Source organism: Paraburkholderia sp. DD10 (assembly GCF_049177125.1).
Classification (GTDB): Bacteria; Pseudomonadota; Gammaproteobacteria; order Burkholderiales; family Burkholderiaceae; genus Paraburkholderia; species Paraburkholderia terricola.
The window spans coordinates 3761910-3786953 of record NZ_CP185393.1 but is presented as its reverse complement, the minus strand read 5'-3'; the positions used below and the strand labels follow the sequence as shown (position 1 = coordinate 3786953).

Annotated in this window: 27 protein-coding genes and 1 tRNA gene; 19 read left to right on the top strand and 9 right to left on the bottom strand. The window is 63.0% G+C overall.

The window, feature by feature from the left end; translation table 11 throughout:
* Positions 1–42: 42 nt before the first annotated feature.
* From purU to ACOCG7_RS32550, 5 genes are all read right to left on the bottom strand, one after another.
* A complete protein-coding gene (purU, locus tag ACOCG7_RS32570) occupies positions 43–912 on the bottom strand; it encodes a formyltetrahydrofolate deformylase (protein WP_073429427.1) in 870 nt (289 codons plus the stop codon).
* Between the two features lie 88 nt (positions 913–1000).
* Positions 1001–1876, bottom strand: coding sequence for an NUDIX hydrolase (locus ACOCG7_RS32565; protein ID WP_073429426.1), 876 nt, complete (start codon positions 1874–1876; stop codon positions 1001–1003).
* A 37-nt stretch (positions 1877–1913) separates the two neighbouring features.
* Positions 1914–2528 carry a LysE family translocator gene (locus ACOCG7_RS32560; protein ID WP_073429425.1) on the bottom strand — a complete coding sequence of 205 codons (615 nt, stop codon included), beginning with the start codon at positions 2526–2528 and terminating at the stop codon, positions 1914–1916.
* A 54-nt stretch (positions 2529–2582) separates the two neighbouring features.
* Positions 2583–3149, bottom strand: a complete 567-nt coding sequence (locus ACOCG7_RS32555) for an adenine phosphoribosyltransferase (protein ID WP_073429424.1) — start codon at positions 3147–3149, stop codon at positions 2583–2585.
* Between the two features lie 41 nt (positions 3150–3190).
* Positions 3191–5194 carry a monovalent cation:proton antiporter family protein gene (locus ACOCG7_RS32550; protein WP_073429423.1) on the bottom strand — a complete coding sequence of 668 codons (2004 nt, stop codon included), beginning with the start codon at positions 5192–5194 and terminating at the stop codon, positions 3191–3193.
* 149 nt (positions 5195–5343) lie between these two features.
* Between ACOCG7_RS32550 and kdsD the strand changes: the two genes are divergently transcribed.
* The 11 genes from kdsD to ACOCG7_RS32495 all read left to right on the top strand — a co-directional run bounded on the left by kdsD (position 5344) and on the right by ACOCG7_RS32495 (position 14753).
* A complete protein-coding gene (gene kdsD, locus ACOCG7_RS32545) occupies positions 5344–6327 on the top strand; it encodes an arabinose 5-phosphate isomerase KdsD (RefSeq protein ID WP_073429422.1) in 984 nt (327 codons plus the stop codon).
* On the top strand, positions 6327–6887 hold the full coding sequence (locus ACOCG7_RS32540; protein ID WP_073429421.1) for a KdsC family phosphatase: 561 nt from the start codon (positions 6327–6329) through the stop codon (positions 6885–6887). The genes kdsD and ACOCG7_RS32540 overlap by 1 nt, the downstream gene beginning before the upstream one ends.
* Positions 6884–7492, top strand: coding sequence for an LPS export ABC transporter periplasmic protein LptC (gene lptC / locus ACOCG7_RS32535; protein ID WP_073429420.1), 609 nt, complete (start codon positions 6884–6886; stop codon positions 7490–7492). The genes ACOCG7_RS32540 and lptC overlap by 4 nt, the downstream gene beginning before the upstream one ends.
* 21 nt (positions 7493–7513) lie before the next feature.
* Positions 7514–8185, top strand: a complete 672-nt coding sequence (gene lptA / locus ACOCG7_RS32530; protein WP_073429419.1) for a lipopolysaccharide transport periplasmic protein LptA — start codon at positions 7514–7516, stop codon at positions 8183–8185.
* Positions 8182–8967: an LPS export ABC transporter ATP-binding protein gene (gene lptB, locus ACOCG7_RS32525; RefSeq protein ID WP_073429418.1), complete on the top strand. Its 786-nt coding sequence runs from the start codon at positions 8182–8184 to the stop codon at positions 8965–8967. Before lptA ends, lptB begins: the two co-directional genes overlap by 4 nt.
* Positions 8968–9151: 184 nt before the next feature.
* On the top strand, positions 9152–10666 hold the full coding sequence (locus tag ACOCG7_RS32520) for an RNA polymerase factor sigma-54 (protein WP_073429417.1): 1515 nt from the start codon (positions 9152–9154) through the stop codon (positions 10664–10666).
* Between the two features lie 171 nt (positions 10667–10837).
* Complete coding sequence (hpf, locus tag ACOCG7_RS32515) at positions 10838–11194, top strand: ribosome hibernation-promoting factor, HPF/YfiA family (protein WP_073429416.1); 357 nt, start codon at positions 10838–10840, stop codon at positions 11192–11194.
* A 284-nt stretch (positions 11195–11478) separates the two neighbouring features.
* Positions 11479–11994, top strand: a complete 516-nt coding sequence (locus ACOCG7_RS32510; protein WP_073429415.1) for a PTS sugar transporter subunit IIA — start codon at positions 11479–11481, stop codon at positions 11992–11994.
* A gap of 127 nt (positions 11995–12121) precedes the next feature.
* Complete coding sequence (gene hprK / locus ACOCG7_RS32505) at positions 12122–13090, top strand: HPr(Ser) kinase/phosphatase (protein ID WP_073429414.1); 969 nt, start codon at positions 12122–12124, stop codon at positions 13088–13090.
* A 97-nt stretch (positions 13091–13187) separates the two neighbouring features.
* On the top strand, positions 13188–14081 hold the full coding sequence (gene rapZ / locus ACOCG7_RS32500; RefSeq protein WP_073429413.1) for an RNase adapter RapZ: 894 nt from the start codon (positions 13188–13190) through the stop codon (positions 14079–14081).
* Positions 14082–14120: 39 nt separating this feature from the next.
* Complete coding sequence (locus ACOCG7_RS32495; protein ID WP_073429412.1) at positions 14121–14753, top strand: LON peptidase substrate-binding domain-containing protein; 633 nt, start codon at positions 14121–14123, stop codon at positions 14751–14753.
* A 32-nt stretch (positions 14754–14785) separates the two neighbouring features.
* Here the strand turns inward: ACOCG7_RS32495 and mutY are convergent, their stop codons facing one another.
* Together mutY and mutM are read right to left on the bottom strand one after the other, a co-directional pair.
* On the bottom strand, positions 14786–15913 hold the full coding sequence (mutY, locus tag ACOCG7_RS32490; protein WP_208645231.1) for an A/G-specific adenine glycosylase: 1128 nt from the start codon (positions 15911–15913) through the stop codon (positions 14786–14788).
* Positions 15914–15918: 5 nt separating this feature from the next.
* On the bottom strand, positions 15919–16749 hold the full coding sequence (gene mutM / locus ACOCG7_RS32485; RefSeq protein ID WP_114161834.1) for a bifunctional DNA-formamidopyrimidine glycosylase/DNA-(apurinic or apyrimidinic site) lyase: 831 nt from the start codon (positions 16747–16749) through the stop codon (positions 15919–15921).
* Positions 16750–16835: 86 nt separating this feature from the next.
* Here mutM and ACOCG7_RS32480 point away from each other — a divergent pair, with 86 nt between their 5' ends.
* The 8 genes from ACOCG7_RS32480 (at position 16836) to hisC (ending at position 24037) form a co-directional block, all read left to right on the top strand.
* On the top strand, positions 16836–18677 hold the full coding sequence (locus ACOCG7_RS32480; protein WP_083084711.1) for a tetratricopeptide repeat protein: 1842 nt from the start codon (positions 16836–16838) through the stop codon (positions 18675–18677).
* Positions 18677–19309, top strand: coding sequence for a lipoprotein insertase outer membrane protein LolB (lolB, locus tag ACOCG7_RS32475; protein WP_073429408.1), 633 nt, complete (start codon positions 18677–18679; stop codon positions 19307–19309). Before ACOCG7_RS32480 ends, lolB begins: the two co-directional genes overlap by 1 nt.
* A gap of 65 nt (positions 19310–19374) precedes the next feature.
* Positions 19375–20256, top strand: a complete 882-nt coding sequence (gene ispE, locus ACOCG7_RS32470) for a 4-(cytidine 5'-diphospho)-2-C-methyl-D-erythritol kinase (protein WP_073429407.1) — start codon at positions 19375–19377, stop codon at positions 20254–20256.
* Positions 20257–20308: 52 nt separating this feature from the next.
* A tRNA-Gln gene (locus ACOCG7_RS32465) sits at positions 20309–20385 on the top strand.
* Between the two features lie 46 nt (positions 20386–20431).
* Complete coding sequence (locus ACOCG7_RS32460; RefSeq protein ID WP_073429406.1) at positions 20432–21388, top strand: ribose-phosphate pyrophosphokinase; 957 nt, start codon at positions 20432–20434, stop codon at positions 21386–21388.
* 164 nt (positions 21389–21552) lie between these two features.
* Positions 21553–22173, top strand: a complete 621-nt coding sequence (locus ACOCG7_RS32455; RefSeq protein WP_073429405.1) for a 50S ribosomal protein L25/general stress protein Ctc — start codon at positions 21553–21555, stop codon at positions 22171–22173.
* A gap of 143 nt (positions 22174–22316) precedes the next feature.
* Positions 22317–22919 (top strand): aminoacyl-tRNA hydrolase, encoded by a 603-nt coding sequence (gene pth, locus ACOCG7_RS32450; protein WP_114161833.1) that lies wholly within the window; start codon positions 22317–22319, stop codon positions 22917–22919.
* A gap of 38 nt (positions 22920–22957) precedes the next feature.
* Entirely contained in the window at positions 22958–24037 is a 1080-nt protein-coding gene (gene hisC, locus ACOCG7_RS32445) for a histidinol-phosphate transaminase (RefSeq protein ID WP_114161832.1), read from the top strand.
* A gap of 78 nt (positions 24038–24115) precedes the next feature.
* On the opposite strand, the gene ACOCG7_RS32440 is transcribed toward hisC, so the two are convergent.
* Positions 24116–24373: a YfhL family 4Fe-4S dicluster ferredoxin gene (locus ACOCG7_RS32440; protein ID WP_073429402.1), complete on the bottom strand. Its 258-nt coding sequence runs from the start codon at positions 24371–24373 to the stop codon at positions 24116–24118.
* Between the two features lie 62 nt (positions 24374–24435).
* Positions 24436–24951 (bottom strand): pantetheine-phosphate adenylyltransferase, encoded by a 516-nt coding sequence (coaD, locus tag ACOCG7_RS32435; protein WP_073429401.1) that lies wholly within the window; start codon positions 24949–24951, stop codon positions 24436–24438.
* Positions 24952–25044: the final 93 nt, after the last annotated feature.

Sequence of the window (25044 nt, the reverse complement as noted above, 5' to 3'; positions counted from 1 at the left end):
GGGAAAGTCGGGCCCCCGCCACCGCAAGCGCGTCGGCTGCTTTTAGCGGAACACCACCGTCTTGCTGCCGTTCAATACGACGCGATGCTCGACGTGCCACTTCACCGCACGTGCGAGCGTCACGCATTCGACGTCGCGGCCGATCGCCGTCAGTTGCTCCGGCGTCATGCTGTGATCGACCCGCTCCACTTCCTGCTCGATGATCGGACCTTCGTCGAGATCCGTCGTCACGTAGTGGGCCGTTGCGCCGATCAGCTTCACGCCGCGGTCGAATGCCTGGTAATACGGCTTCGCGCCCTTGAAGCTCGGCAGGAACGAATGGTGAATGTTGATCGCGCGGCCCGCGAGCGCTTCGCACAGTTTCGGCGACAGAATCTGCATATAGCGCGCGAGCACGACCAGATCGGCTTGGTGCTCGTCGATCACTTCGAGCACGCGCGCTTCCTGCGCGACCTTCGCCTCGGGCGTGCCGCCCAGCAGCGGGAAGTGATGGAACGGAATGTCGTAGCTGGCGGCGAGTTGATAGAACTCTTTGTGATTCGAGATGATCGCTGGAATCTCGATGCCGAGTTGACCGGTGCGATAGCGGAACAGCAAGTCGTTCAGGCAATGGCCGATTTTCGACACCATGATCACCACACGCGGCTTCACCGACGCATCGTGCAACTCCCAGCGCATGCCGAACTGTTCAGCGAGCGCGGCGAACGACGCGCGCAGCGCCTCCAGCCCCGGATCGCCGCCCACCTGCTGAAAATGAACGCGCATGAAGAATTCGCCGGTGCGGCTGTCGCCGAATTGCGCCGAGTCGAGAATATTGCTGCCACGCTCGAACAGAAAGCCGGAAACCGCGTGGACGATGCCGGGCCGGTCGGCGCACGACAGTTTGAGGATAAAGCTGTGATCGGTCGACATGACCTGGGTGACTCCCTTCTTCAATGCGTGGTTCGTTCGGTGTGTGCTGCCCGATAGCGCGATTCAGATCCAACGGTGCAGTGGTACTTCAGCGCGCGGGTCGCTCGCGCGGGCGCTTATGCGAACGTCGCGGTGCGAACAACGTGTCGATGCCCGGACACGCGTCTGCATCGATCCAACCGCGGCGCAGCAGACAATCCAGCGTGGCGAGACTCGCGTCCACCGTCATTGCGCCTTCCTCGATCCAGCGCGCCACTTCGTCGATGCGCGCGAGCCGGTGTTCGCCCACTTCGCCGTCCTGGTTGCGCGGTGCGAAATCGGCCGGCAGCGCGAGGTCGTAGATAAAGATCTGTTCGGCCTGCGTGCCTTCCGGCAACGATTGCAGTACATGAGCCGTGCGGCCCGCCACGGCGCGCACGGCGATCTCTTCCGGGATGCCGGCTTCTTCCCAGCATTCCTTGACGATCGTCGCCTCGATGCCGAAGCCCCAGCCGATCCCGCCGGCCACCACATTGTCGAGCATGCCCGGATCGGTCGCCTTGGTGTCGCTGCGGCGCGCGATCCACAGTTGCGGCGCGCCATCCGCGTATTCTACGACGCCGTTCAGATGAACCGCGTACGTCATCGTGCCGAAGAAGCGCGACGCGGCCCGCTCGATATACGCGAGCGGCTTCGCATCGAACCCATTGCGGATCGCGTAAGTCTCGTTGCGCCAGCCAGGAATGCGGCCTTCGGCGGCGAGTGCGCCGATCACGGAGCCGAGCGCCGCACTGCGCAGATCGATCGTGTTGAAGATTGGCGTCAGGGTCACGCGGGCGCTGTCGATGTCGAACACATCGGGCCAGCGCGCGAGCAGCGGCACATCGGTCGAGCGAATCCAGCCGACCTGCTCCGCGTCGATCCAGAACGGCAGATGTGCGTGAACGTCGAAGCGGCGCGCGGCGGTGATGCAAGGCAAGGTCATGTGAAGCTCCAACTGTTTTCAGCGGTGTCCGCGACGCTCAATCGCGCAAAGCCACGCGAATCCCGATCGCGATGAACGTCGCACCGGCCAGGCGGTCGAGCCACACGCCGACGCGCGGCCGCCGTTTCAACCAGCCGCCGATGATCCCCGCGCACACGCCGAACAGCGAAAACACCACCACGGTCTGCAACATGAACAGCGCGCCGAGTTCGAGCATCTGCACAGTGACGCTTTGCGTGCCGTGCGGCTGCACGAACTGCGGCAGAAACACGACGAAGAACAGCGTCACCTTCGGATTCAGCAGATTGCCGAGCACGCTCTGGCGAAACACGGCCATCAGCGGTTGCGGCGCACGCTCATGCGCGGTGGCGAGGCCCTGGCTGCGCAGCGCCTTCACGCCGATCCAGATCAGATACGCGGCGCCCGCCAGCTTGATCGCCTCGAAGGCAAGCGGCGAGGAGCGCAGCAACGCAGCGACGCCGAGCGCTGCAAGCGTGGTGTGAAACGTGATGCCGGCCGCGAAACCGAGCGCCGCGACCAGCCCCGCCGCGCGGCCCTGCGAGATGCCGCGGGCGAGCACTTGCAGATTATCCGGACCAGGCGCCATGGTGATGGCGACCGACGTGGCGAGAAACAACAGAAAGTTGGGCATCGTTGTTACCTTCCTTGTGTGCAGCGTGCGCGAAAGAGGGTTCGCGGCGAACGGTCAATGACCGTCGAATGCGGTCACCGTGTAGAGCGGCAGGCCGCCGTCGCGCAGTAGCTTCGAGCCGCCCAGTTCCGGTAGATCGATAATCGCCGCGCCTTCCACCACGACCGCGCCGAGCCCCTCGAGCAGAATCTTGCCGGCCATCATCGTGCCGCCGGTGGCGATCAGATCGTCGATGATCACGACGCGGTCGCCCGCCTTGCAGGCGTCCTCGTGAATCTCGACGGTCGCCACGCCGTATTCGAGCGCGTACGACTGCGAGACGCGCTTATACGGCAGCTTGCCCTGCTTGCGGATCGGGATGAAACCGAGATTCAGCTCGTACGCGAGAATCGGCCCGATGATGAAACCGCGCGCGTCGAGCCCGGCAATGTAGTCGAGCTTCGCGTCGATATAGCGCTGCACGAACAGGTCGATCAGCACGCGCAGCGACTTCGGCTCCTGCAGAAGCGGCGTGATGTCGCGAAACTGCACGCCCGGCTGCGGCCAGTCAGGCACCGTGCGAATGTGGCTTTTGATGTAGTCGGCCGCATCGAGCGGCGCGCTCGCGAGCGCGTTGGGCATGTTGTCTCCGGATGGACCTCGCGGGTCCGGTGAAAGGCAAGTCAGGCTGCGGCGGCGCCCGCGCGCCGGTGCTTCGACAGCAGCTCCTCGGCTTGCGCCAACTGTTCAGGCAGACCGCGCAAGACCACGATATCGCTCGCGCGCAGCTTGGTGGACGGGTCCGGCTCGACGCCGCGAATGCCATGCCGGCGAATCGCCGTCACTTCGACGCCCAGATCGAACAGGCCCAATTCCGCGAGCGTGCGGCCCACCGCGTCCGCGTGTTCGTCGACCGGAACCGATTGTAGCCGCACCTGTTCGTGGCCGTCGTCGTCGTCCATGTCGTCGGCGCCGTGGAAATAGCCGCGCAACAACGCATAGCGCTCGTCGCGCATTTCCTCGACCCGCCGCACCACGCGCCGCATCGGCACGCCCATCACGACGAGCGTGTGCGACGCCAGCATCAGGCTGCCCTCGACGATTTCCGGAATCACCTCGGTCGCGCCCGCGGCCAGCAGCTTTTCCAGATCGGCGTCGTCGACGGTACGAACGATGACGGGCAGCGTCGGTTCCATCTCGTGGATGTTGTGCAGCACGCGCAATGCCGACGGCGTGTTGGCGTAGGTGATCGCGATCGCCGCCGCGCGATGGATACCCGCGGCGAGCAGCGATTCGCGCCGCCCGGCATCGCCGAACACGACCGATTCGCCGGCTGCCGCCGCGGCTTGTACGCGGTCAGGGTCGAGATCCAGTGCGACGTACGACAAACCTTCATGCTCCAGCATGCGCGCGAGATTCTGGCCGGCGCGGCCATAGCCGCAAATAATCACGTGGCCGCTTTGCTTCAGGCTCTGCGTGGCGATGCGCGTCATCTGCAACGACTGCATCATCCATTCAGTCGACGACAGCCGCAGCACGATACGGTCAGCATTCTGAATCAGGAACGGCGCGGCCAGCATGGAGAGCAGCATCGCCGCGAGAATCGCCTGCAACAGCGTGGCGTCGACGAGATGCTTGTCGAGGATCAGGTTCAGCAGCACGAAGCCGAACTCGCCCGCTTGCGCGAGGCCGATGCCGGTGCGCATCGCCACGCCCGGCGACGCGCCGAACAGGCGCGACAGCCCCATCACCATCACCGCCTTGAGCAGAAGCGGGCCGACCAGGAAACCGAGCACGATGAACGGATGCTCCCAGATCACGCGCGGATTCAGCAGCATGCCGGTGGTGACGAAGAAAAGACCGAGCAGCACATCGCGAAACGGCTTGATGTCCTCTTCCACCTGATGCCGGTACGGTGTTTCGGCGATCAACATGCCGGCGATGAACGCGCCGAGCGCGAGCGACAGGCCGAACTTGTCGGTGATGAACGCCGCGCCGAGCGTCACCAGCAACAGATTGAGAATGAACAGTTCCTGCGAGCGGCGCCGCGCGACCACGTTGAACCAGCGCGTCATGAAGCGCTGCCCGACTATCAGCAGGAGCGCCAACGCCACGACGATCTTGATCGCCGCGAGCCCGAGCGCGCTCATGAGATCCTCGGAATTGCCGCCCAGCGCCGCGATCACGATCAATAGGGGCACCACGGCCAGATCCTGGAACAGCAACACGCCGAAGATATTGCGGCCATGCTCTGTTTCGATCTCGAGCCGCTCCGCGAGCATCTTGCTGACGATCGCCGTGGACGACATCGCCAGCGCGCCGCCCAGCGCCACGCTCGCCTGCCACCTGATATGCACCCAGCGCTCGAGCACGAAGCCGAGCGTGACCGCAACGGCAATGGTGCCGAGCACCTGCAATAGACCGAGACCGAAGACAAGCCGGCGCATCGAGCGCAGCTTCGCGAGCGAAAACTCCAGCCCGATCGAAAACATCAGGAACACGACGCCGAATTCCGCGAGGTTCTGCGCACCCGCCGAGTCGGGAATCAGACCTAGCGCGTGCGGCCCCACGACGATGCCGACCGTCAGATAGCCGAGCATCGGCGGAAGATTCAGAAAGCGAAAAAGCACCACGCCCGCGACTGAAGCCAGCAGCAGGAACAGCGTCATTTCGAGCGGGGAAATCATCGGCAAAAGCGCATGGGTGAAGCGTCCTCGTTCGTCAGCGGAACCGCGCACGCGACACGCCGTGCGACAAGGTTGAGGGGCCGTCAAAGGTAGCGGCTTTGCACAGCAGGCCCGGCGCGGCGAACAAGCGCCTTTGCTATACTCCGCGAATGATAGCGAAAATCAATGGCGACCGGGCACTCGCGCTCGCTCGCGACGTGCTCGACATCGAAGCGGACGCGGTGCGCGCGCTTCGCGATCAACTCGACGATGGCTTCGTCGGGGCGGTCGATTTCATCCTGGGTTGCCGTGGGCGCGTGGTGGTTTCCGGCATCGGCAAATCCGGCCACGTGGCGCGCAAGCTCGCGGCCACGCTCGCCAGCACCGGCACCCCCGCTTTCTTCGTGCATCCCGCTGAAGCAAGCCACGGCGACCTCGGCATGGTCACCGCCGACGACGTGTTTCTCGCGCTCTCCAACTCCGGTGAAACCGAGGAACTCGTGACAATCCTGCCGCTCATCAAGCGGCTCGGCGCGAAGCTGATTGCGATGACCGGACGCCCGTCGTCGAGTCTTGCGCAACTGGCCGACGTGCACCTGAATTCCGCCGTGGCGAAAGAAGCTTGTCCCATGAATCTCGCGCCCACCGCCAGCACGACCGCAGCGCTCGCGCTCGGCGACGCGCTCGCGGTCGCGGTGCTCGACGCGCGCGGTTTCGGCCGCGACGATTTCGCCCGCTCGCATCCGGGCGGCGCGCTCGGCCGGCGTCTGCTCACCTATGTGCGCGACGTGATGCGCACCGGCGACCAGGTGCCGAAGGTCACGCCCGAGGCCACCGTGCGCGACGCGCTGTTCCAGTTGACCGCCAAGCGCATGGGCATGACGGCGATCGTCGATCAGGACGACCGCGTGGCCGGCATCTTCACCGACGGCGACTTGCGCCGCGTGCTCGAACGTGACGGCGACTTCCGCAATCTGCCGATCTCCTCGGTGATGACCGCGGGGCCGCGCACCATCGGCCCGGACCACCTCGCCGTCGAAGCCGTTGAACTGATGGAACGCTTCCGCATCAATCAGATGCTGGTCGTCGACGAAGCACACAAGCTGATCGGCGCGCTCAACATGCACGATCTGTTCTCGAAGAAGGTGATCTGATGGCCGTCGCCCCGCCTACCGCTACCGAACGCGCGAGCCGCGTGAAGCTGATGATTTTCGACGTCGACGGCGTGCTGACCGACGGCGGTCTGCTGTTCACGGCGGAAGGCGACACGATGAAGGCGTTCAACTCGATGGACGGCCACGGCATGAAGCTGCTGCGCCAGGCCGGCATCGAAACGGCGATCATCACAGGGCGCCAGTCGGGCATCGTCGCGGCGCGCGCGAAAGAGATGAACATCGCCCATGTCTATCAGGGCGTGCAAGACAAACCCCAGGCATTCGCGGACCTGTTGAAGCAAACCGGCATGAGCCCGGAAGAATGCGGCTACATGGGCGACGACTGGGTCGACCTGGGCGTGATGCTCAGGGTCGGCTTCGCGGCGGCGCCGGCCAATTCGCATCCTGAAGTGATCGCGCGCGCTCATTGGGTGAGCGAAGCGCGCGGCGGTCACGGCGCGGCGCGCGAAGTCTGCGACACACTGCTGCGCGCGCAGCACAAATACGAGGCACTGCTCGCGGCGGCCTGTAGCGGCGAACAGCGGGGTCTCGTCGGATGAATCAGTTTCGCCTGACGTCGCTGATTCCGCTCGTCGCGATGGCCGCGCTCGCCGGCATTACGTGGTGGCTGCTGCAAGCCACGCTGCCGCGCCAGAACGAAGGCGTGGTGCGTCCCAAGGAACACACGCCGGATTACTTTGCCGAGAACTTCTCGGTTTCCGAACTCGATCAGTCCGGCTCCACGCAATACCGCCTGACGGCCCAGTCACTGATCCATTACGAAGACGACGAACTGAGCGACCTGGTGAAACCCGCCATGCGCGCGTTCCAGCCCGGCAAGCCGATCGTCACCGCAACCGGCGACATCGGCAAGGTGAACGGCGACGCGTCGATCGTCGATCTATACGACAACGCACGCATCCTGCGGGCGCCCGGCAACGGCGATCCGCAGATGCAGGCGGATTCGCAGCATTTTAGGGTGCTGGTCAACGACGATGTGATCGAGACCGAAAAGCCGGTTAAACTTCAGCGCGGCATGTCCGTGATGACGGCCAGCGGCATGAACTACAACAACGTCACCCGGGTGATGAAGCTGTTCGGCAACGTGAAAGGCGCGATCGCCGCGTCCGAAGCCGGCGGCAACTCGCCCAAGCAACCCGGGTAAATCCATTCCAGGCGTGACTGCATGAACGAATCGTTCCCCCGTTTTGACACCGGCCGCTCGCGTACCCTGTCCGCGTGCCGCGCCGGACTCGCCGCGCTCATCGTCGCGTTGCCGCTCGCCGGCTTCGCGCCGCTTGCGCACGCCGACCGCGCCGACAAGGACAAGCCGCTGAACGTCGAAGCGGACAACATGACTTACGACGATCTCAAGCAGGTCAACGTCTTCACCGGCCACGTGGTCGCCACCAAAGGCACCATCGTGATCAAGGCCGATCGCGTGGAAGTGACGCAAGACCCGCAGGGCTATCAGTACGCCACCGGCACCTCGAGCGGCGGCAATCTGTCGTATTTCCGCCAGAAACGCGAGGGGCTCGACGAATACATCGAAGGCACGGCTATCCGCATCGACTACGACGGCAAGCAGGATCTCACCACGCTCACCACCAACGCCACGGTCAAGCGCCTGCAGGGCCTCTCGACGGTGATGGACCAGGTGCGCGGCAGCGTCATCACGTATGACGGCCAGAAAGACTTCTACACCGCCAAGGCGGGCAAGGACGTCGCCGGCCCGGGCAACCCGAGCGGCCGCGTGCGCGCGATGCTGGCGCCGCGCAACGGCGGCGCGGCTGCGCTGAACGGCGCGTCGGCCACGCTCGCGCCGTCCACCACGATCCAGGGAGCGCCGAACCAGTGAGCTCTTCCGCGTCCCTCCCCAATCGTAAGCCGGCCGGCACCAGCAGTTCGCTGGTGGTGCGCAGCCTGAAGAAGCGTTACGGCTCGCGCACGGTCGTCAAAGACGTGTCGCTCGACGTGAAAAGCGGCGAAGTGGTCGGCCTGCTCGGCCCGAATGGCGCGGGCAAGACCACATCGTTCTATATGATCGTCGGCCTCGTGCCGCTCGACGCGGGTGAAATCGACCTGGACGGCAAGTCGATCAGCTTGCTGCCGATCCACAAGCGCGCGTCGCTGGGCTTGTCGTATCTGCCGCAGGAAGCCTCGGTGTTCCGCAAGCTGACCGTCGAGGAAAATATTCGCGCCGTGCTGGAGTTGCAGCACGAAGACAACGGCAAGCGGCTCACGAAAGAGGCCATCACGAACCGCACGGAAGCCTTGCTGGATGAGTTGCAGATTGCTCATTTGCGCGAGAATCCGGCGCTGTCCCTGTCGGGCGGCGAGCGTCGCCGGGTCGAAATCGCACGGGCGCTGGCCACCAACCCCAGCTTCATCCTGCTCGACGAGCCGTTCGCGGGCGTCGATCCGATCGCGGTGCTGGAAATCCAGAAAATCGTCAAGTTTCTGAAGCAGCGCAATATCGGCGTGCTGATCACCGACCACAACGTGCGCGAAACGCTCGGCATCTGCGACCACGCCTACATCATCAGCGACGGCAGCGTGCTGGCCGCCGGTGCGCCGAGCGAAATCATCGAAAACGAAAGCGTGCGGCGCGTCTACCTGGGCGAGCACTTCCGCATGTAAGCGACGACGGGATTGCCGGCGGTGCCAACGCGCCACCCGCCGGTCCCTTTGCACGCACCCCGCAGCACTTTTGATCTGGGCCGTTTCGCGCCCAGCACCGCCGAAAACGCGGTGCACGCGTAATTGCGAATGTCGCAAGGTATCGCGGTCGTGGCAAACTCTCTACAATGAATCTCAAATTGCCATGAAAGCCAGCCTCCAACTCCGCCTATCGCAGCATCTTGCGCTGACCCCGCAACTGCAGCAGTCCATCCGGCTGCTTCAGCTGTCTACGCTCGAACTGCAGCAGGAAGTCGCCATGGCGATCTCGCAGAATCCGCTCCTCGAAAACGAGGACGACTGGATCGCGAGCCCCCTGCGCGTGGCGGCCGACGGCTCGCTGATTGCCCAGTCGCCCAACTCCTCACCGCCGCCCGATCAGATGGGCGGCAATGCGTCGTCATCGTCCAGCAGCAGCGAGCGCGCGGAGAACGGCGAGCCGCAGGGCGTCGACGAATACAACGGTCTCGCGAGCGACAGCAACGGCGACGCGTCGCAATGGAATCTGGACGACTACGGCCGCTCCGGCAATGCGTCCGACGACGACGATTTGCCCCCGCTGCAGATCCACGAATCGAGCACCTCGCTGCGCGACCACCTGATGGCGCAATTGCGCGTCACTCAGGCGGGCCAACGCGACCGGGCGCTGATCACCTTCCTGATCGAATCGCTCGACGACGACGGCTACCTCGCCGCCACGCTCGAAGAAGTGCTGGCCGACCTGCCGGAAGAACTCGAAGTCGACCTGGATGAACTGAACGCGGCCCTCGCGCTGCTGCATAGCTTCGACCCGGCGGGAGTTGGCGCGCGTTCGGCGTCGGAGTGTCTGAAGCTGCAATTGCTGCGGCTCGAACCGTCTCCTACCCGCACGCTCGCGCTCGAGATCGTCGCGCATCATCTGGAACTGCTCGCGGCCCGTGATTTCACGCGTCTGCGCAAACATCTGAAGGCAAGCGACGACGACCTGCGCGATGCCCACCTGCTGATCCGCTCGCTCGAACCGTTCCCCGGCGCCGCCTACGGCAAGGCCGAAGCGGACTACGTGGTGCCGGACATCATGGTGCGCAAGACGGCTCAGGGGTGGCAGGCCGAACTGAATCCGGAAGTGGTGCCGAAGCTGCGCATCAACCACCTGTACGCGAATATTTTGCGCAATAACCGCGGCGATCCCGGCAGCGGATCGTTGCGCCAGCAACTGCAGGAAGCGCGCTGGCTGATCAAAAATATCCAGCAACGTTTCGAAACGATCCTCCGGGTCGCGCAAGCCATTGTCGAGCGTCAAAAGAGCTTTTTTGTGCACGGCGAAATTGCCATGCGCCCCTTGGTTTTGCGGGAAATTGCTGATACGCTGGGTCTACACGAGTCAACTGTCTCGCGTGTGACAACCGGTAAATACATGCTGACCCCATTCGGGACGCTTGAATTTAAGTACTTCTTTGGATCACACGTTTCGACAGACACGGGCGGCGCGGCTTCTTCCACGGCCATTCGCGCGCTCATCAAACAACTGATAGGAGCGGAAAACTCGAAATCGCCTCTCTCAGACAGCCGCATAGCCGAACTGCTGGCGGAACAGGGCTTCGTGGTCGCACGGCGTACCGTTGCGAAGTACCGCGAAGCGCTCAAGATTCCGGCAGTCAACCTGCGCAAGTCTCTGTAGCCCGTCGCCTTCCGTGGCGGGCATTTACCGGCCGCTCCGCAGTTTGGCGGACAGGCCGGCCGATGCGACCTGCCAGAAGTCAGTCACCGGGGGGCGACTCAGGCAAGCCGACAGATCGACCGGACCTACGTCATCGTGTGGACCAAGCGGCCATTAGCTTGGAGAAGCACTATGAATCTGCAGATCAGTGGACACCACCTCGAAGTAACGCCTGCGTTGCGCGAATACGTGATCACCAAACTGGATAGGGTGCTAAGACATTTCGATCAGGTCATCGACGGCAGTGTGGTCCTCTCGGTCGACAACCATAAGGAAAAGGAAAAGCGTCAAAAGGTTGAAATCAACCTTCATCTCAAGGGCAAGGACATTTTTGTCGAGAGCTGTGACAGCGATCTTTACGCTGCGATCGATCTGATGATCGACAAGCTTGACCGACAAGTGATACGCCACAAAGATCGTCTGCAGGGCCATGCGCATGAGGCGATCAAGTACCAACCGGCGCCGCTGCTAGACGTGCCGCCGCAATAGGAAAATTAGAAGGTTTTCTTCATTTTCCTCGCTTCCGTTTTCACCAGCCAAACCGCCCAAGACCGGGCGGTTTTTCGTTTCCAGGCGCCTTTCTGGTGCGGCGGCGCGGCACGAGTTGTTCTTCGAATAAACCTATCGGGCATCGATGGCGCGCCGCACCATCGGCGGCTACCCTGTTCTATAATGTTCCGGTTACCATCGGGGTCTAGTTAGTTCACATGGAGGTCGTCGGCCGGAGTCCTGCGCTTTCGGGCTCCACGTACGTCGCCGTGAGCATCAAACGAATGGAACACCACTCAAATGCCCCAGCGAGGAGAACCCAGGCCACGTTTTCGCCTGTCAACATGAATCGTTTAGCCAAATTTCTTCCCCTCGAGAACGTCGTCGTCGGACTATCGGTCACCAGCAAGAAGCGCGTGTTCGAGCAAGCGGGCCTGATCTTCGAGAACCAGAACGGCATCGCCCGCAGCACAGTCACTGACAATCTGTTTGCGCGCGAGCGCCTCGGATCGACGGGGCTCGGCGAGGGCGTCGCGATTCCGCATGGCCGAATCAAAGGCTTGAAGCAGCCGCTCGCCGCGTTCGTGCGTCTTGCCGAACCCATTCCCTTCGAATCGCCTGACGGTCAGCCGGTCTCGCTGCTGATCTTCCTGCTGGTACCGGAACAGGCCACCCAGCAGCACCTCGAAATCCTTTCGGAAATCGCCCAGTTGTTGTCCGACCGCGAGGCCCGCGAGCGCCTGCACACGGAAGCAGACCGCGAATCGTTGCATCGCCTGCTCACTCAGTGGCAACCTTGATGCATCGGCGGTTCTCCGCACGCCGGTCACCCGCCAGCACGCGGGTTCAGCCTGGGAAGGTGCACGGCCCGCGTTAGCGCGGCCGCCCCCTTGCCCGGCACGCGGCCCACACTGGAGTCACTGACTCATGGATACGTCCAGCATCAACGCCCAAAGCATTTTCGACGACAACGCCGCCACGCTGAAGCTGAGCTGGCTGACGGGGCATGAAGGCTGGGAACGCGGCTTTTCTTCGGAATCGGTCGCCAATGCCACGTCGAGCGCAGACCTCGTCGGCCACTTGAACCTGATCCACCCGAACCGGATCCAGGTGCTCGGCGACGCCGAAATCGACTATTACACACGCCAAACCGACGAAGACCGCTCGCGCCACATGGCCGAGCTGATCGCGTTGGAACCGCCGTTTCTGGTGGTAGCGGGCGGGGTCGCCGCACCGCCGGAACTCGTGCTGCGCTGCACGCGCTCGTCCACGCCGCTTTTCACTACGCCAATGTCGGCCGCCGCGGTGATCGACAGCCTGCGCCTCTACATGTCGCGCATCCTCGCGCCGCGCGCCACCCTGCACGGCGTGTTTCTCGACATCCTCGGCATGGGCGTGCTGCTCACCGGCGACTCGGGCCTCGGCAAGAGCGAGCTCGGGTTGGAACTGATCAGCCGAGGCCACGGCCTCGTCGCGGACGACGCGGTGGACTTCGTGCGGCTCGGCCCGGATTTCGTCGAAGGGCGCTGCCCGCCGCTCTTGCAAAACCTGCTCGAGGTGCGCGGCCTCGGCCTGCTCGACATCAAGACGATCTTCGGTGAAACCGCGGTCCGCCGCAAAATGAAGCTCAAGCTGATCGTGCAACTGGTACGCCGTCCCGACGGCGAATTTCAGCGGCTGCCGCTGGAGAGTCAAACCGTCGACGTACTCGGCCTGCCGATCAGCAAAGTGACGATTCAGGTGGCCGCCGGCCGCAACCTCGCGGTGCTGGTGGAAGCTGCCGTGCGCAACACCATCCTGCAACTGCGCGGCATCGACACGTTGCGTGACTTCATGGATCGCCAGCGTCTGGCGATGCAAGACCCCGATAGCCAGTTCCCCGGCAAATTGATCTAGGCTGGCTGCACCACGTCGCGCCCGCGGCCACCGGCAGCCGCGGGTACGCGCACGGGGGACCAGATGCTATGATGAAATGTACGGATCCCACGACTCCATGCGCATAATCCTGATCACCGGTATATCCGGCTCCGGCAAGTCAGTTGCCCTGAACGCGCTTGAAGACGCAGGCTATTACTGCGTCGACAATTTGCCGCCGCGTTTTCTGCCGCAACTCGCCAATTACCTCGCCGTGGACGGGCAAGACCGCCTCGCCGTCGCCATCGACGCGCGCTCGAGCGCTTCGCTCGACGAAATGCCCGCCATGATCCGCGACCTGTCGCGCGCTCACGACGTGCGCGTATTGTTTCTGAACGCGAGCACGCAGTCGCTGATTCAGCGCTTCTCCGAAACGCGTCGGCGCCATCCGCTATCCGGTTCCACCGCGCACGATGCGGATGTGGGCCTGCTCACCTCGCTCGCGGAAGCGATCGAACGCGAACGCGAACTCGTGGCGGGCCTCGCCGAATTCGGGCATCAGATCGACACCAGCAATCTGCGCGCGAACGTGCTGCGCGCGTGGGTCAAACGCTTCATCGAGCAGAAAGACGCGGGACTCGTGCTGATGTTCGAGTCATTCGGCTTCAAACGCGGCGTGCCGCTCGACGCCGATTTCGTTTTCGACGTGCGCACGCTGCCGAACCCGTACTACGATCATGAATTGCGGCCCCTCACGGGCCTCGACAAACCGGTGATCGATTTTCTCGACGCAGTGCCGCTCGTGCATGAAATGATCGACGACATCGAGAAATTCCTCGCCAAATGGCTGCCGCATTTCCGTGACGACAACCGCAGTTATCTGACGGTCGCTATCGGTTGCACGGGCGGCCAGCACCGCTCGGTGTTCATTGCGGAGACGCTCGCCGCGCGTCTCGCGCCTTCGGCGAATGTGATTGTGCGGCACAGGGATGCGCCGGTAGATGCCGGTCAGTCATCGAGATTAGTGGCTTAACTGGCCGCATCGCGCGGCCTCAACTCGAAGCGTTGCGCCATGTCTTCTTCTACTGTGCTTGCCGATTTGCCGCTGTTTCCGCTGCATACGGTGCTGTTTCCCGACGGACTGCTGCCGCTCAAGATTTTCGAAGCGCGCTACCTCGACATGGCGCGCGACTGCCTGCGCGAAAAGACGCCATTCGGCGTCTGTCTGCTGAAAAGCGGTGCCGAGGTGGCGCGTGAAGAAGAGCCGTCGGTACCCGAAGCAATCGGCTGTCTTGCCGAAATCGAGGAATGCGACGTCGAAGCGTTCGGCATGCTGCTGATCCGCGCACGCGGCACGCGGCGCTTCCGTCTGCTGTCGCATCGCGTGGAGTCGAGCGGCTTGCTGGTCGGCATGGCGGAGCCGCTCGGCGACGACATGCCGCTCGAGGGCAACGACCAGTTGGCCAAATTCGGCGCGTGCGCCGAAGTGCTCGAGCGGATCATCGCAACGATCCGTGAACGGGACCCCGACAGCCTGCCGTTCGCGGAGCCGTTCAGGCTCGAGGACCCTTCATGGGTGTCGAACCGTCTCGCGGAAGTGCTGCCGATCGCGCTGCGCGCGCGCCAGAAATTGATGGAAGTGCAGGACGCCGGCGCGCGCATCGACGTGGTTCATCACTATATGCAGCAGCATCAACTGCTTTGAAGCGCTGGCGCTTGTTGTTTTGCCGGATTCGTTCAGATCAGCGAACCCTGCAAACCGTCCAGCAGTTTGCGCACCGGCGCTGGCACACCGAACGAGTCGAGATCGCTTAGCGCGACCCACGCGGTGTCGGAATCGGCTAGCGCGGCCAACGCGCCCGCCCCACGATCCAGTTCGGCGATTCGCGGCTCTATATTCAGCTTGAAATGCGTGAATACGTGCGTGAGCGGCGCCAGCGGCGAAACCGTTCCATCGCCGCCGAAGGCGCGCGCACGCTCGACGAGCGCGTCTTCGCCGGCGGCTTCGGGCAGGCTCCACAAGCCGCCCCAGATGCCTGACGGCGGGCGCTTTTCCAGCATCACCGCGTTGCCGTCGCGCAGCACGAGCATCCATGTGCGGCGCGTCGGCACGGTTTTCTTCGGCCGCGCGGTGGGCAATTCGCGCTGGCGTCCGCTCAGATTGGCCACGCAGTCGGCGGCGAATGGGCAACGCAGGCAGTCCGGCTTGCCGCGCACGCAGAGCGTCGCGCCGAGGTCCATCAGACCTTGCGTGTAGGCGCTCACGTCGTCGTCCGATGCATTCGACGGAAGCAGCGACTCCGCCAGCGTCCACATCGCGTTCTCGACTTTCTTTTCACCTGGAAAACCTTCCACGCCGAATACGCGCGCCAGCACGCGTTTCACATTGCCGTCGAGAATCGTCGCGCGCGCGCCGAAGGCGAACGACGCGATCGCCGCCGCCGTCGAGCGGCCGATGCCCGGCAACGCCGCAAGCTCATCCACCGATGCCGGAAACGCGCCGCCATGCTGCTCGACCACGGCCTGCGCGCAACGATGCAGATTGCGCGCACGCGTGTAGTAGCCAAGGCCGGCCCACAGCGCCATCACATCGTCCACGGGCGCGGCGGCCAGCGCCGCAACATCGGGAAAACGCGCCAGAAACTTCGCGTAGTACGGAATCACCGTCGACACCTGGGTCTGCTGCAGCATGATTTCAGACAGCCAGATGCGATACGGGTCACGGGTGTTCTGCCACGGCAAACCGTGACGGCCATGCTGGCGCTGCCACGCAATCAGCCGCGCGGAAAAATCGGACATCGCGGCAAACGCGGGGGCTTGGCGTGCGGCCGATGGGGACGAACGCGGAGATAAGCGAGAGGGCATTGAAATTAGCGCTGACAGGTGGGACAGAAATACGTGGAGCGCTGCCCCTGCACGATCTGTTTGATCGGCGTTCCACACACGCGGCATGGCAGCCCCGCGCGATCATAGACGAAATAATCGAGCTGGAAGTAACCGCTTTCGCCATTGCTGCCGACGAAATCGCGCAATGTGCTGCCGCCCTTCTCGATCGCGGCGGCGAGCGTCACGCGCACGGCGTCGGCCAGCAGATCGTAACGGACGAGCGAGACGCGGCCCGCCGCGGTGGTCGGTCGGATGCCCGCGCGAAACAGACTCTCCGATGCGTAGATATTACCCACGCCCACGACGATTTCACCGGCCAGCAACGCCTGCTTCACCGAAACCTTGCGCCCGCGCGTGAGCCGATGCATCAGCGCGCCGGAAAACGCCGGCGAAAACGGCTCGACGCCGAGGCTCGCGAGCAGTGGATGCACGAGCACGTCGCCGGCTTCGCGAGGATGCCACAGCACCGCGCCGAAGCGCCGGGGATCGCGATAGCGCAAAATGAATTCGTCGAAGATCCAGTCGATGTGATCGTGTTTCGCGGCAGCAGGCGGATGCGGCACGTGACGCAGCACGCGCAACGTGCCGGTCATGCCAAGATGCACGATGAACCAGCCGGCGTCGATCTCGAACAGCAGATACTTGCCGCGCCGCTCGACCTTGCGCACCACGTGGCCACGCAAGGTTTTCGCAAGGTCGGCGGGAATCGGCCAACGCAGCGCGGGCGTACGCACGTCGACGCGTTCAACCTTGCGGCCGGACACATACGGTTCGATTCCCCGTCGGGTAACCTCAACTTCTGGCAACTCTGGCATGTCTGACTGGTCTGCAACTTGCGTGAGTGGTGTGCGCGTATTGTAGCGAGCGCGTTACAATCGTCCGAAACATTGAACGGATTTCCATGAACTTGTCCTTCGTGAAGCTGTTTTCGAAGCGCCCGGCTAGCGCATCCCGCGTGCCGCACGCCGTGTCCGCCCGGCGGGTGCTCGGCGCGGCCGCGCTCGCGGTCTGGGCGTTGTCCGCGGTGCCCGCATACGCGCAGGACCCTTCACCCGGCTCGGACGACACCTCCGTCGCACTGGCGGACCCGCTCGGTCCGCCCTCGGCGGACGAGCAGAAGTCGCTGCCCAGGCTCGCGCTGTCGAGCCAGATCGTATTCCAGGTGCTCGCCGCCGAAGTCGCGCTGCAACGCGATCAGCCCGCGCCCGCCTACCAGACTTATCTCGCGCTCGCGCGCGACACGCACGATCCGCGCATGGCGCAACGCGCCACCGAAATCGCGCTGGCCGCGCAGAGTCCATCGGATGCGCTGGCCGCCGCGCAATTGTGGCAGCAATATGCGCCGGATTCGGAACGCGCCGCACAACTCGACGCATCGCTGCTCGTGCTGTCCGGCAAGCCCGACGAAGCTTCGCCGCTCCTCGCCCGCGAACTCGCGAAAGTGCCTGCGGAAAATCGCGGCAGCGCGATGCTGGCGTTGCAACTGCTGATCTCGCGCGGCCCCAACCGCATCGGCGGCCTGCATGTGCTGCAGGATTTGCTGAAGAACGACATGAACCGGCCGGAAGCGCAGTTGGCCGTCGCACGCCAGCAGCTCGTATCGGACGACGCGCCGGGCGCGCGCAAGTCGCTCGAACAGGCGCTCACGCTCAAGCCCGACTATTTGCCGGCCGCGCTGATGCTGTCGCAAATGGGTCCCGAGGAGCGCAAGGAAGGCATCGCGTCGCTCGAAAAGTACGTGCAGCAGAATCCGAAATCGCACGACGCGCGCCTCGCGCTCGCACAGATGTACCTCGCGAGCGACCGTCTGGACGACGCGCAGAAGCAGTTCGAGGTCATGCACAAGAACAATGCGAACGACCTCACGCCGCTGATGGCGCTCGCGCTGATCAAGATCCAGCAAAAGAATTTCAACGAAGCGCAAACGTATCTGACTCAATACGCGCAGCAAGCCGAGAAAACGCCGGGCGCCGATCCGGGCCAGGCGTATATCTATCTGGCGCAACTGGCGCTCGAACAGAAAAACGAAGCGGCGGCGGGCGACTGGCTGAACAAGATTTCGCCGTCGAGCCAGCAATACATGCCCGCCCAGGTCACGCGCGCGCAATTGCTCGCCAAGCAGGGCAAGACCGACGACGCCCGCAAGCTGCTGGCGAGTCTTCAGTCGCCCGATCCGCGCGACCAGGCGCTGCTTGCGCGCACCGACGCGGCGATCCTGTTCGACGCAAAGCGCTATCCGGAAGCGGAAAAGCGCCTGCAACAAGTCACCGCGGCCTTTCCCGACGATCCTGACCTCACCTACGATTACGCGATGGCCGCCGAAAAGAACGGCCACTTCGATGTCATGGAAGCGCAGTTGCGCAAGCTGATCCAGAGTCAGCCCGACAATCCCCAGGCCTATAACGCGCTCGGCTATTCACTGGCCGATCGCAATCAGCGCCTCGCGGAAGCGGACAAGCTGGTCGAGAAGGCATCGTCGCTGGCACCGAACGACGCATTCATCATGGACAGCGTGGGCTGGGTCAAATACCGGATGGGCAATACGTCGGACGCGATCAAGGTGCTGCGCAAAGCCTACGACATCCAGCCGAACGCCGAAATCGGCGCACATCTCGGCGAAGTGTTGTGGAAAACCGGCGCGCAGGACCAGGCTCGCGCCGCTTTCCGCGATGCGCGCAAGCTCGAACCGGATAACGACACGCTTGTTAAAACGCTGCAACGTCTTCAGGTAAACGATCTTTGATGCGTCTTTCCCGTTTGATTTCCCGTTCCCGGGCGCCGCGCGGCGCGGCGCTCGGACTCGTGGCTGCAGCGGTTGTCGCGCTGGCCGGTTGTGCGTCGGTGAAACCGCAAGGGCCGTCCACGTCGAATGCCGCGACTGCCGTCACCGCTCAGACGAGCCGTGCCTACCTGGGCCGTTTCGCGATCCAGTACAACGATCAGAACGGCCAGCAGCGCAACGCTTACGGCAACTTCTCCTGGCAGGAAACGGGCGACACCGTCTCCCTGCAATTGCGCAATCCGCTCGGCCAGACTCTCGCGATCGTGACTTCTTCGCCCGGTTCGGCCACGCTCGAGTTGCCGAACCGCCAGCCGCTTACCGCCGATAACGTATCCACGCTCATGCAGAACGCGCTCGGCTTCTCGCTGCCGGTCGAAGGCTTGCGTTACTGGCTGCAGCCGTCGCCGGCGCCCACCTCGCGCGCCAGGACGGAGAAGGATCCGGAGCAACCGTCGCATCTGAAGCAGATCACACAGGACGGCTGGACAATCGATTATCTGGCCTACGCCGACGCGCCCGCCACCGGCGTGAAGCGCGTGAACCTGAGCCGTGCCGAGCCGCCGCTCGACATCAAGCTCGTGCTGGATCAGTAACCCGCGCCGCGTCGCGCGACCCTGCCGCTTCGTCGGCGCCACTTTGGCGCATGTAGCCCAGACTCATGATCGAAACGACCGACTCGCTGCGCGATTGCCTCGCGCCAGCGAAACTCAACCTCTTCCTGCACATCACCGGCCGCCGGCCGGACGGATATCACACGCTGCAAACGGTCTTCCAGTTGCTCGACTGGGGCGACACGCTGCACTTCAGGCGGCGCGACGACGGCTTGATCACGCGCAGCACCGAAATCGCCGACGTGCCGCCCGAACACGACCTCACCGTGCGCGCCGCAACGCTGCTCAAGGCGCATACGGGCTCACCGGAAGGCGTCGACATCGAAATCGAGAAACGTCTGCCAATGGGCGCGGGTCTCGGCGGCGGCAGCTCCGACGCGGCCACCACGCTGCTTGCGCTAAACCGTTTGTGGAAACTCGACCTGCCGCGGCCGGAATTGCAGGCGCTGGCGTTAAGACTCGGCGCGGACGTGCCGTTTTTTATTTTTGGGAAAAATGCATTCGCGCAGGGTGTCGGAGAAACATTAGACGTTGTACAATTGCCGCCGCGTCATTTCCTGGTAGTGACGCCGAGGGTTCATGTTCCGACCGCAGCGATTTTCTCTGAAAAAACGTTGACAAGAGATTCAAAACCCCTCAGAATTACGGACTTTCCTGCAGAACTTAGCTGCAATACTGAATGGCCGGAAAGTTTTGGCCGGAATGACATGCAGCAGGTTGTCGTAGGAAAATACGCGGAAGTAGCGCAAGTGCTGCGATGGTTTGAAAACGTCGCGCCAGCGCGGATGTCTGGATCAGGTGCAAGTGTTTTTGCAGCGTTCCGTAGTAAAGCCGAGGCAGAAGCGGTGCAAGCCACACTGCCAGGCGAATGGAACAGCGCAGTGGCCGCCAGTCTCGATCAGCATCCACTCTTTGCTTTCGCGTCATAAGTTTTGCATCGTCGAACGAAACTCCACGTTCGGCGGAGCTCAAAGTTAGTGTAGGGGAGTCGCCAAGCTGGTTAAGGCACCGGATTTTGATTCCGGCATGCAAAGGTTCGAATCCTTTCTCCCCTGCCAAAAATTCTCGCATTTCCCCTCGCCCCCAGCCTGAAGCAGGTGCACGATGAGCAGCCATGACGGCCTGATGGTTTTTACTGGCAACGCAAATCCCGCGCTTGCACAGGAAGTCGTCAAAATCCTCGGTATTCCCCTCGGCAAAGCCATGGTTAGCCGTTTCTCGGACGGTGAAATCCAGGTCGAGATTCAGGAAAACGTGCGTGGCAAGGATGTCTTCGTTCTGCAGTCCACCTGCGCGCCGGCGAACGACAACCTGATGGAACTGATGATCATGGTCGATGCGCTCAAGCGCGCATCCGCTGGCCGGATCACTGCCGCCATCCCCTATTTCGGCTATGCCCGTCAAGATCGACGCCCGCGTTCGGCGCGCGTCGCCATCTCGGCGAAGATCGTGGCGAACATGCTGGAAATCGCCGGCGTCGAGCGGATCATTACGATGGATCTGCACGCCGACCAGATTCAAGGCTTCTTCGACATCCCGGTCGACAACATTTACGCCACGCCCGTGTTGCTCGGCGATCTGCGCAAGCAGAACTACGAGGACCTGCTGGTTGTCTCGCCGGACGTCGGCGGGGTGGTGCGTGCCCGGGCCCTGGCGAAGCAACTGAATTGTGATCTGGCGATCATCGACAAGCGTCGCCCGAAGGCGAACGTTGCCGAAGTGATGAACATCATCGGTGAAGTCGAAGGCCGTACCTGCGTGATCATGGACGATATGGTCGACACCGCCGGCACGCTCTGCAAGGCGGCTCAGGTTTTGAAGGAACGTGGCGCGAAGCAGGTGTTCGCGTACGCTACCCACCCGGTTCTGTCGGGCGGTGCTGGCGAGCGCATCGCGGCTTCCGCACTCGACGAACTCGTTGTCACCGACACGATCCCGCTCGGCGACGAAGCCCGCTCCTGCGCGAAGATCCGTTCGTTGACCAGCGCTGGCCTGCTGGCCGAAACGTTCTCGCGGATTCGCCGCGGCGATTCGGTGATGTCGCTGTTCGCTGAAAGTTAAGTATTTGCGAAGGCGCGGCGCGCGTTGCACTAATGCACGCCGCGCTTTTGCACAATCGGCGCGAACGAACGAAGGTTCGTGCCGCAGTTCGGGGGCCTCAGCCGTAACGGCTTGGAGGCCCCGTTTTTACTGCCTGGTCGCGGGCGGTGCATTGGAGATTCAACATGAAAGTAGTCGCTTTCGAGCGTAATTTGCAAGGTACGGGTGCGAGCCGCCGCCTGCGTAACTCGGGCAAGACCCCGGGCATCGTATATGGCGCTGGTGCTGAAACGCAATTGGTCGAACTGGACCACAACGCGCTGTGGCACGCGCTGAAGAAAGAAGTTTTCCATTCGTCGATTCTCGAACTGGAAGTGGGCGGCAAGTCGCAACAGGTTCTGCTGCGCGACGTGCAATACCATCCGTTCCGTCAGCTCGTGCTGCACGTGGACTTCCAACGTGTCGACGCGAAGAAGAAGCTGCACACCAAGGTGCCGCTGCACTTCCTGAACCAGGAAACCAACCCGGCAGTGAAGCTGTCGAGCGCGGTGATTTCGCACGTCATCAATGAAATCGAAATCGAGTGCCTGCCGTCGGCACTGCCGGAATTCATCGAAGTCGATCTGGCAACGATCGAAGCGGGTCAATCGGTGCACGCAAAAGACCTGAAGCTGCCGGAAGGCGTGGCGCTGGTCGCTCACCTCGAAGCGGAAAACCCGGTGGTCGCTGCTGCAACGATCCCGGCTGGCGCAATCGCTGAAGGCGAGGCTGCTGCGGAAGGCCAAGGCGAAACGCCGGCTGCCTGAGCTGCACTGAGCGAGCAAATCCTCTCGAGCCGTTTCCATGAAACGGTCGATGTGACCCGCCGAGGTTCGCCCCGGCGGGTTTTTTTTCGGTTTTTTTCGGCTCGGCCGCGTTCAACGCCTGAGTCAGACGGACCTACGCAATCATGATCAAGCTGATCGTCGGGCTCGGCAATCCGGGCGCCGAATATACCGCGACTCGCCACAACGCCGGCTTCTGGCTGGTCGATCAATTGGCGCGCGAAGCGGGCGCGACGTTGCGCGATGAACGGCGCTTCCACGGTTTCTATGCGAAGGCGCGGCTTCACGGCGAGGAAGTGCATCTGCTGGAACCGCAGACGTATATGAACCGCTCGGGTCAGTCGGTTGTCGCCGTTGCGCAGTTCTTCAAGATTCTCCCCGACGAGATTCTGGTTGTTCACGACGAACTCGACATGCCGCCAGGCAGCGTCAAGCTGAAGCTCGGCGGCGGCAGCGGCGGCCATAACGGGTTGAAGGACATCACCGCGCATCTGTCGTCGCAGCAATATTGGCGGCTGCGGATCGGCATCGGCCATCCGCGTGACCTGATTCCCGAAAGCGCGCGCGCCGGCGCCAAGCCGGATGTCGCCAATTACGTGCTGAAGCCGCCGCGGCGGGAAGAGCAGGACGCGATCGACGCGTCGGTCGAACGCGCGCTCGCCGTGATGCCGCAGATCATCAAGGGCGAGCTCGAACGGGCGATGATGCAGTTGCATCGCAATTCGTAGTCGCTCGCCCCGCCCCATCCCATCGACAGGAGAACCGCTTGAGCCGCTATTGGAGTGACGTCGTTCGCCGTCTGACGCCCTATGTGCCGGGCGAGCAGCCCATCGCTGCACGCCCCGTGAAGCTGAACACCAACGAGAATCCCTATCCGCCGTCGCCGCGCGTGCTCGATGCAATCCGGCGGGAACTGGGCGACGCCGGCGAATCGTTGCGGCGCTATCCCGACCCGACCTCGCTCAAGCTGCGCGAGACGGTCGCCGCGCATCACGGCATTCGCCCCGAGCAGGTGTTCGCGGGCAACGGCTCGGACGAGGTACTCGCGCTCACCTTCCAGGCATTGCTGAAGCACGATAAACCCTTGCTGTTCCCCGATATCACATACAGCTTCTATCCGACCTACGCGCGGCTCTTCGAAATCGATTACCGGACGGTCGCTCTCGACGACAGCTTCGCGATCAACGTGGACGATTACGCAGCGCCCAACGGCGGCGTGTTATTCCCCAATCCCAACGCGCCGACCGGACGCCCGCTGCCGCTCGCCGACATCGAGCGTGTGGTGGCGAAAAACACCGATTCTGTCGTCGTGATCGACGAGGCATATGTGGATTTTGGCGCTGAGTCGGCCATCAAACTGATCGACCGCTACCCGAATCTGCTGGTCATTCAGACAGTGTCGAAGTCGCGCTCGCTGGCCGGCATGCGGGTCGGCTTCGCGTTCGGCAATCGGGAATTGATCGACGCGCTGAACCGCGTGAAGGACAGTTTCAACTCCTACCCGCTCGACCGGCTGGCGCAGGTCGCGGCCATCGCCGCTTATGAGGACGATGCGTGGTCCCGAGACAATTGCGCGAAAGTGATCGCGAGCCGCGAGCGCCTGTCCGCTGGCCTGACGGCGCTGGGCTTCGAAGTCGTGCCGTCGGCGGCGAATCTGCTGTTCGCGCGCCACGAAGGCCACGACGCGGCAACGCTTCTTTTGCGGCTCAGGGAAAGGGAGATTTTCGTGCGCCACTTCAATGCGCCACGAATCGCCCAGCATCTGCGAATCTCGGTCGGCACCGATGCCGAATGCGACATTCTGCTGGATGCGTTGCGCGATATCTTCAGCGCCTACGTGGGATAGACCGGCGGCGCGCGCAGCGGAAAACGTTGCCGCAAAAGGGAAAACGGCGAGGCTGACACCTCGCCGTTCATTCAACTCTCACGCGGCCTTGTCGGCCTGCAGCGCGTGGTACTTCGCCATCAACCCTTCCGGCGTTTCCAGATGTTCGGGATCGCGCGGAATGCACTCGACCGGGCACACCTGAATGCATTGCGGCTCGTCGAAATGGCCGACGCATTCGGTGCATTTTTTTGGGTCGATCACGTAGATTTCCGGGCCCATCGAAATTGCGTCGTTCGGGCACTCAGGCTCGCACACGTCGCAATTGATGCACTCGTCGGTAATCATCAAGGCCATGCTTCTCTCACTTCACGCCGGCTGAAACCGGCTTAATCCGTCAAGCCGACAGTTTACGCCGGTTACGGTTGCGCCGCCGAAGTGCCGCCGTCCGGGTCCAGCGCGGCAACCTTCTCCGTCAGCCATTTTTCGACCGAGGGGAACACAAACTTGCTGACGTCGCCGCCCAGTTGCGCGATTTCGCGCACGATGGTGCCCGAGATGAACTGATACTGATCCGACGGCGTCATGAACATGGTTTCGACGTCGGGCAGCAGATAGCGATTCATGCCGGCCATCTGGAACTCGTATTCGAAGTCCGACACGGCGCGCAGGCCCCGCACGATCACACGTGCGTTGTTGCTGCGAACGAAGTCTTTCAGCAAGCCCTTGAAGCTCATCACCTGGACGTTCGGGTAGTGCCCGAGCACTTCGTGCGCGATGTCGAGGCGCTCCTCGAGCGTGAAAAAAGGCTTCTTGTTGCGGCTGTCTGCAACGCCCACCACCAGCGTGTCGAAAATGCTCGACGCGCGCCGAACGAGGTCTTCGTGACCGCGCGTCAGCGGGTCAAACGTGCCCGGGTACACGGCGACTACCATGAGACTTCTCCTCTCTTCAGACAAATGGGCACGTCAAAGCGTCCACGCGACGCATTTGGCACCGGCCGCGCGCGTGGCGATAAACCGCCCGGC